7 protein-coding genes are annotated in these 8,629 nt (G+C 44.5%); all 7 read left to right on the top strand.

Features of this window, described 5'->3' with window-relative positions; translation table 11 throughout:
* Window positions 1–638 precede the first annotated feature (638 nt).
* Complete coding sequence (locus tag ACZ25G_RS01300) at window positions 639–2,357, top strand: polysaccharide biosynthesis protein (protein WP_463681271.1); 1,719 nt, start codon at window positions 639–641, stop codon at window positions 2,355–2,357.
* A 49-nt stretch (window positions 2,358–2,406) separates the two neighbouring features.
* On the top strand, window positions 2,407–3,711 hold the full coding sequence (locus tag ACZ25G_RS01295) for a nucleotide sugar dehydrogenase (protein WP_463681270.1): 1,305 nt from the start codon (window positions 2,407–2,409) through the stop codon (window positions 3,709–3,711).
* An 18-nt stretch (window positions 3,712–3,729) separates the two neighbouring features.
* Window positions 3,730–4,470, top strand: coding sequence for an acyltransferase (locus tag ACZ25G_RS01290; RefSeq protein WP_462933631.1), 741 nt, complete (start codon window positions 3,730–3,732; stop codon window positions 4,468–4,470).
* A 116-nt stretch (window positions 4,471–4,586) separates the two neighbouring features.
* Entirely contained in the window at window positions 4,587–5,675 is a 1,089-nt protein-coding gene (locus tag ACZ25G_RS01285) for a Gfo/Idh/MocA family protein (RefSeq protein WP_463681269.1), read from the top strand.
* A gap of 5 nt (window positions 5,676–5,680) precedes the next feature.
* Window positions 5,681–6,964: an oligosaccharide flippase family protein gene (locus ACZ25G_RS01280; protein ID WP_463681268.1), complete on the top strand. Its 1,284-nt coding sequence runs from the start codon at window positions 5,681–5,683 to the stop codon at window positions 6,962–6,964.
* A gap of 36 nt (window positions 6,965–7,000) precedes the next feature.
* Complete coding sequence (locus ACZ25G_RS01275) at window positions 7,001–8,086, top strand: glycosyltransferase (RefSeq protein ID WP_463681267.1); 1,086 nt, start codon at window positions 7,001–7,003, stop codon at window positions 8,084–8,086.
* A gap of 28 nt (window positions 8,087–8,114) precedes the next feature.
* Window positions 8,115–8,629: glycosyltransferase (locus ACZ25G_RS01270; RefSeq protein ID WP_463681266.1), on the top strand; the 515-nt coding region annotated here is incomplete at its 3' end.

The following is an 8,629-nucleotide window of genomic DNA, read 5'->3' as shown; positions in this document are numbered from 1 at the left end:
CGAATCAATTGGGTATAAAATGGTTGGTTGTTGTAAGGAAGGAGCTTATATCGGCAATAAGCGAGAAAAAGAATTACACTGATAAATATCAATTATAAAATTGAAAAGCCAAGATTTTAGCTGTTTAGTAGCCATATAGGAGAAATGAAGTAACCATTTCTTTGGAAGTCAAAAGGTTTGCAATCTTTTGTCAATTGCGTCAATATTTCTAAATAGTGAGAATGTGATTTGTCACCATTCACGATAAAATACAAGTTTTTTTGTAAAGATGCTATAAATAATTGACAGGAAAGCAAGGCAAACGTATAATGATGGTATAATTTGCAAGTTGAGCAAAGCTCAAATACACTCTCACGAAGTGGCGATGTTTGTTGGAATCCAGTATGTTTCCGAACAGATATTGCCTTGTTTATTGAAAGAGGAAAATATATTTTTGCAGTGGAAATAAGGATTTTGCCGCGGAGGTTGGAATGAAAAAGGCAAATAGGATTTTTTATATATCTTCTTTGGTACTATGGGATTTTTTATGTACTTGGTTTTCTGTACAAATTAGTTTTAAACTAAAGTTTGGTTTTTTCCGAGAAATTCCTCAGTATTATCTCAATAACCAAGGGAGCTATATTCTTTTTTGTGCCCTGGTGATTATTGGACTCAATATTATCTTTCGATGCTATAACTCAGTGTGGCGCCATGCGGGGCTGTCGGAAGTAATCCGACAGGTGATATCGGTCCTTTTATTCGGCGTCATTGCCATTGCTACAGACCGGATTTTACGTCAGGGAATTCCCTTTGAGGTAATGATTCTAATTTCCGGCGTCATGTTGCTGAGTATGCTGCTCGGCCGGTTTTCTGTGGTTTTCGTTATTTTCATCAAGAATAAGCTACAGGGAATACGAAAAAAGAAGCACATGCGCCGTATTTTGGTTTATGGTGCAGGGGAGTTGGGCGCTTATCTGCACAAAAAGCTTTATGACCACCCAGAAGACGGGATGCAGGTTGTGGCTTACCTGGACGACAAGAAGGAACTTCATGGATGTAAGGTGGCGGGCGTCAAGGTTTATGGCGGTTTTGATGAACTACCCGAAATCCTAGATGATCTGCATATTGACGAAGTTATTGTAGCTATTGCCAATGCGGATAAAGATTTCCTCAAACAGCTCATTCGGACCTGCAAATCGAAAAAATGCACCATCCGCCGCTTTGGAACCATTGATAACTTGGAAGAACGGGTGGAGAACGCGCGGCTTAATACCATTAACCTGGAAGAATTGCTGCGTCGGGACAGCGTACACCTGAATATGAAAGCGGTTAAGGACTTTGTCCAAGATAAGGTGGTATTAGTTACTGGCGGCTGTGGCTCTATTGGATCAGAAATTTGCCGACAGGTGCTTCGTTTTGGGGCAAAGAAGCTGATTGTTTTTGATATCAATGAAAACGGCCTTTTTGCTTTTGATAATGAACTCAAAGAAATTTACGATCAAACCCGGTACTCTATCCGTCTGGGATCGGTGAGAGACCGAAAAAGAATGGACGAAATATTCAAGGAGTTCGAACCTCAGTTGGTGTTTCATGCGGCGGCTCATAAGCATGTGCCTATGATGGAACTCAATCCAAAGGAAGCCGTTAAGAATAATGTGTTTGGGACGATCAATGTAGCCCAGGTGGCTATTAATCATCAAGCGGAAAAATTCATTCTCATTTCCACGGACAAGGCCGTTAATCCCACCAATATTATGGGGGCCTCGAAAAGGATTGCTGAAATGGTAATCCAGATGATGGACAAGGTCTCAGATACAGATTTTGCTGCGGTTCGCTTTGGCAACGTGTTGGGCTCCAACGGCAGTGTGGTTCCGTTCTTTCAAAAGCAGATTGAAGAGGGCGGACCTGTCACGGTTACGCATCCGGAGATGCGGCGATACTTTATGACCATTCCGGAGGCTGTGCAATTGGTTTTAGAGGCCGGCGCAATGGCAGACGGTGGAGAGATCTTTGTGCTGGATATGGGAGAGCCGGTGCTCATCTATGATTTGGCTTGCGATATGATTCGGCTTTCAGGACTTGAACCGGAAAAGGACATCAAAATCGTATTTACTGGACTGCGTCCTGGCGAAAAGTTGTTTGAAGAGATTAGTCTGGCGGAGGAAAATACCACCAAAACGTCAAACAACAAAATTTATATTAATAAACCGGTGGAGAACAATCTCAATTGGTTTGCTAAAAATGTCAAGCATTTGGAGGAGACGCTGTCTTTACCGGGAATGGACGAAATGTTTGACTCGGTCAAGGATATTGTTTCCACCTTTGAGCACAATGATAATGTAAAGGAAATCTACGGCAACGAGTCGGCAGACCAATAAAAATTTATGCTGCACAGAGACAGCTCGGGCAGGATGGAGGAATATAGTGATGTACGCAAAATTAATGGAGAAAATTGAAAACAAGACCGCAGTGTTGGGCGTTGTAGGACTGGGTTATGTTGGCCTTCCTCTGGCGGTAGAAAAGGCCAAGGCAGGCTATATCGTCAAAGGTTTTGACGTCCAAGAAAAAAAGGTGGATATGGTCAATTCCGGCCATAATTACATCGGCGATGTGGTGGATAGCGATCTAAAGAAAATTGTAGACGAGGGGCGGCTGACAGCTTATGCTGATTTTGCCCATATTCATGAATGTGATTGTGTTGCCATCTGTGTGCCCACTCCGCTGGACAAATATTATCAGCCGGATATTTCTTATGTGGAGTCTTCTGCTAAAGCGGTTGCTGAGTACTCCAAACCGGGAATGTTAGTAGTGCTGGAAAGCACCACTTACCCTGGCACCACAGAAGAGGTCATCCAGCCCTTGTTTGAAGCAAAGGGATACACTGTGGGGAAGGATGTTTTTCTGGCATTCTCTCCTGAGCGGGTAGATCCGGGCAATAAAGAATATAAAACGAAAAATACCCCTAAAGTCGTTGGTGGTGTTACACCTGAGTGCACCAAGCTGGCAGCGAAACTCTATGGCAATGTGTTGGATAGCGACATCTTTGAGGCTTCTAGCCCCAAGGTAGCTGAGATGGAGAAAATTCTGGAGAACACCTTCCGGAACATCAATATTGCGCTTGCCAACGAAATGGCCATTCTTTGTAAGCGGATGGACATTCCGGTTTGGGAAGTGATTGATGCGGCAAAGACTAAGCCTTATGGGTTTATGGCCTTTTATCCTGGACCTGGACTGGGGGGACACTGTATTCCCATTGACCCATTCTATTTGACCTGGAAAGCCCGTGGCTATGATTATCATACACGCCTGATAGAAATTGCTGGCGAAATCAACAATAACATGCCTGAATACGTAGTAGAAAGGGTCAGCCATATGCTCAACCGGGAAAAGAAGAGCATCAATGGTTCCAAAATTCTTCTGCTGGGCGTTGCCTATAAACCGGATATTGATGATCTTCGCGAGTCTCCAGCGCTTAAGGTAATCGAGCATTTGGAGAAATTCGGGGCAGAACTTGTTATCAATGAACCTTTCGTCAAAGACTTTAAACATAATGGAAAGGAATATCACTCCACCGACCTCAGCGATCAACTTATCAAAGATGCTGATATTGTGGTGGTGTTGACCAACCACAGTTGCTATGATGCTGAACACATTGTCAAGACAGCGAAAATGGTCTTTGATACCCGTAATTTGACCAAGGGAATTGACGCAGACAATCTGGAAAGATTGTAATTTTAAGAGATGGAGCGCGTGAAAATGATCAGTGAAAGGGCCCATATTGCATCAAATGCGGTGATTGGAGAAAATGTGGTCATTGAGGATGACGTCGTCGTAGGTGAGGGCTGCCAGATTGGTCATCACGTGGTCATCCGTCAGGGGAGCCGTATCGGAGATAATGTACGCATTGACGACTTTTCCTGCATTGGAAAGCTTCCTATGAAGGCTGCCAACAGTGCTACTACCAGCGAAAAGGAATTGCCGCCAGCCACGGTGGAGGATGGGTGTATGATAGGCACCCATGTGGTTATCTATCGTGGAGCTGCCCTGGGTAAAGGCTGTTTAGCAGCTGATCAGGCCACTGTTCGTGAGGATGTGACGGTGGGTGAGCGGACCATCATTGGCCGTGGTGTGACAGTAGAAAATTTTTGCCATATTGGTTCTTTTACCAAGATTGAATCCAATGCCTATATTACTGCCTATAGCCGTATTGGGGATCGGTGTTTTATCGCCCCTTGTGTTGTCACTTCTAACGATAATTTTGCTGGCAGAACCAAGGAGCGTTTCTCTCATTTTCGTGGGGTAACCATAGAAAATGGGGGGAGGGTCGGCGCAGGAAGCGTCATCCTACCAGGTAAGACCATCGGTACGGATGCATTTGTCGCGGCTGGGAGTGTGGTCACCAAGGATATCTCTCCTAAAATGGTGGCTATGGGATCGCCAGCTCGGGAAATTCGACCGGTACCGGAAGAGCAGCTTTTGGAAAATCAGTAAAAAAGCAAGTATATGAATACTAGCCGCAGTTTTAGATGTGTTACTTAAGACTGCGGCGTTACTGCCTGAAGAATGGCAACAACACAGAAGGAAAATAATGACCGGAGGTAAAACAGATGATAGATACAGTCAAATATGCCTTGATTGGCTGCGGACGCATTTCTCCTAACCATATTGCAGCGGTAAAAAATAACGACCATATTGAATTGGTTGCAGTTTGTGATATTGTTCCTGAAAATATGGAGCATTTGCTGTCTCAATTTGAACTGCAGGATAAGGGAATTGCCCGTTATACCGACTATCATCAGATGCTTAAGGAGCAGCATCCTCATCTGGTCGCCATTGCAACCGAAAGCGGCAAGCATGGACAGATTGCTTTGGACTGTATTGCGGAAGGTTGTAATTTAATTATTGAAAAACCTATTGCTCTTTCTTTGGACGAAGCAGATGCCATCATCGCAGAATCGGAAAAGCAAGGTGTGGTTGTCTGTGCCTGCCACCAAAATCGCTTTAATAAATCTATCCAGAAAATCAGGGAAGCCCTAGAAGAAGGACGCTTTGGAAAAATGTTTCATGGAACTGCCCATATCCGGTGGAACCGTTCCAAACCCTATTACGACCAAGCCAAATGGCGGGGTACCTGGGAACAGGATGGCGGTGCCTTGATGAACCAGTGCATCCACAATATTGACCTGCTTCGCTGGATGATGGGGGATGAAATTACCGAGGTTATGGCCTATACTGATCGTCTGAATCATGATTACATTGAGGCAGAGGATCTGGGACTTGCCATTGTTAAATTTAAAAACGGGGCTTATGGCGTTATCGAAGGAACCACCAATATTTATCCTCATAATTTGGAGGAGACTCTCTATCTCTTCGGAGAAAAGGGGACAGTAAAAGCAGGTGGAAAGTCGGTGAATATCATTGAAGAATGGAATTTTGCTGATGAGACCGGTGATGTTGATGCGATTAAGAAAGAGTTTGGGGAAAATCCGCCCAATGTCTATGGATTTGGACATACACCTCTTTATAAAAATGTGATCGATGCGGTACGCCATGGGAAACAGCCCTATGTGGATGCCCGAGCAGGCCGGCGTGCTTTGGAGCTGGTTTTGGCCATATATCTTTCGGCGAAAGAAGGAAAAGCAGTAAAACTGCCGCTGAGCCATTGCAGCACTTTGGATTTTAAAGGCAGGTTTTAAAGGGCATGAAGCTGAAGCTATGGGATCGCATCAAGGGCCTATTTCAGGGCGACTTTGTAAAAAATGTGCTGATTCTGGTCAGTGGTTCTACTGTCGCCCAGTTTCTGCCAGTTCTCTTGTCGCCTTTGCTGGGTCGTTTATATAGCCCAGATGACTACGGTATTTATACACTATTTGTTTCCACTGTCAATATTTTAGGGCAATTGGTAGGGTTTAAATATGACTTTGCCATTGTGGTTTCAGATACCGATGAAAAAGCCAATGGTCTGTTTTTTCTGAGCATGACGCTGACAGTTGGGATTTCTGCCGCCATGATCCTGGCATTTCCTTTTGCAAAGCCAATTTCACAGCTGCTCGGTGGCGGAGATAATGTTGGTTGGATTTTTTGTCTCCCGTTGGCGGCGCTGATGACGGGAATGTACAATTCCCTCAACTACTATAATGTTCGCCTCAAGGAATACAAGGCCATTACTAACGCCAATATTATCAAAACGGTTGTCCAGTCCGGAATTCAATTGGGACTTGCTTTTCTCCACTGGGGCGCCATGGGACTGATTTTAGGACAGATGATTTCCTTCGCAGCTGGAAATACACGGATGATCCATAATTTAAAAGGCAGGGTACATCGCAAAGACTTTAATCGTAAGGCTTTAGTCGATGTGGCAAAGGAATATTCCAATTATCCTAAGTTTACCATGCCCGGATCTCTTGCCAACACCATGACCTATAATGTCATTTCTTATTTTCTATCTGCACTTTATAGCACTGCACAGCTAGGATATTATTCCATGGTCAATCGGGTGCTGGGTACACCTCTCTCCATGGTGGGCGGAGCAGTTGGACAGGTCTTTGTCAAACAGGCGGCAGATGAAAAAAATACTTCCGGCAATCTTTCCCATACCTTTAGTAAGGTTTCTGGACTTCTTTTATTGCTGTCAGTCCCAATGTTTTCCATCCTTTTTATCTTTGCTGAACCGATTATTCGTATCTTTCTCGGGGAACAGTGGCTTCCCGCTGCAGATTACATTCGTATTTTGACCCCAATGTTCCTGGTGCGCTTTATTGTATCGCCAATATCCAACAGCGCCTTGGTGATGGGAAAACAGTTGATGACGATGATCTGGCAATTTGGATTGCTCTTGTTTGCTCTGGTTCCAACCGGCGTTGCGGCGCTGTGTGACCTCACGGTTAAAAACTATCTGCTGATTTTATCGATATCTCTTGCCATCGCTTATTTTATTTTCTATGTATATTGCCACTACATTGTCAAGCAGTATCAGAATCATTAATATAATTGTTCATGGTGAGGAAACGGAGATGATTTCATGAAAATTGCATTACTTGCGCCTGCGAATTCTAGCCATACCATCAAATGGGCTAATGCCTATGTCAGGCACGGACATCGAGTACGTCTTTACTCGCTGCCCAACCATGTCAATCAGAATGAGATCATTGACGAGCGCGTACAAATCGTTTATTTGAAGACAGGTGGATTTCAGGGATACTTAATGGGAGGAAAGCAGCTACGAGAGGATATTCAGAGCTTTCATCCAGATATAGTCAATGCCCATTATGCCAGCGGTTATGGAACATTAGCGCGGATGGCGAAGGTTCATCCACTTCTCTTGTCCGTATGGGGAAGCGATGTCTATGATTTTCCCTATAAAAGTCCTCTTCATAAAAAAATTGTGTGGAAGAATATCCAAAATGCAGACCGTCTTGCCTCCACCAGTCATGTGATGGCCAAACAGGTAAAACGAGTTTATCCTTCCTATGAGAAAGAGATTTTTGTCACCCCTTTTGGCGTGGATGTGGCTCGCTTTTCCAAGAAGGAAGTTGAAAAGCCGTGTTTTACAGTAGGGACAGTTAAGCTTTTAGAGGATAAATATGGCCTGTCTTATCTCATCCGAGGGTATTCCCAGTTTGTAAAACGATTGCCGGAAGGAGAAAAGGCACAGCTCCTCATTTATGGCAAGGGGAGTAAGCAAGCGGAGTTGCAGGGGTTAATCGACGAACTAGGACTGAATGATGAGGCAAAGCTCTGCGGCCCTATTCCTAATACACAGGTGCCCCAGGCGATTAGCGGTATGGATGTATTTTGCGTACCCAGTGTCCTCAACTCTGAAAGCTTCGGCGTTTCTGCGGTGGAAGCCATGGCTTGTGAAGTGCCTGTCATTGCTTCTGATGTAGATGGATTTACCGAAACTGTTGAAGACGGAGTGACAGGATTCATCATACCCAGGGAAAATGCAGAAGCCATTGCCGACAAACTTTGGCAGCTCTACAGTGACAAAGAATTACGTGCAAAAATGAGCACGGCGGGCCGGCAGCGTGTCTTAAGGCTTTATGACTGGGAAGAAAATGTCAAGACCATGGAACAGGCATTATTGGAGACGGCAGCTCAAAAGTAGTGGAGCGCCTGTCTGGGGAGCGTAATCAATGAGAATACTACTAATTAATCATTATGCTGGGTCGGAAAGCTATGGCATGGAATTTCGGCCCTTTTATTTGGCTCGGGAATGGGCAGAAATGGGTCATGATGTCACTGTGCTGGCGGCTACTTTTTCCCATCTACGGAAGAAAAATCCCACGGTGGAGCATGATTTTTCGGAAGAGGAGATTGTGCCCGGTGCCCGTTTTTGCTGGGTCAAAACGCCGTCTTATCACAGTAATGGTCCTATGCGGATGCTAAACATGACTTTATTTTATCAAAAGGTCAAATATAAAGCCAAATATCTGGCGGGAAAATATCGGCCTGATGCCGTGATCGCGTCTTCCACCTATCCCATGGACATTTATCTGGCAAAGAGAATCGCAGAGTTTTCTGGTGGCAACTTTTTCTTTGAGATCCACGATCTATGGCCTTTGTCCCCAGTAGTACTCTATCATATTTCAGAGAAAAATCCGCTGATTCAGATGCTTCAGAGGGCAGAAGATTTCGCTTTTTCCCAGTC

This window comes from Zongyangia sp. (assembly GCF_965361945.1).
This window is presented reverse-complemented; position numbering and strand designations above follow the sequence as displayed.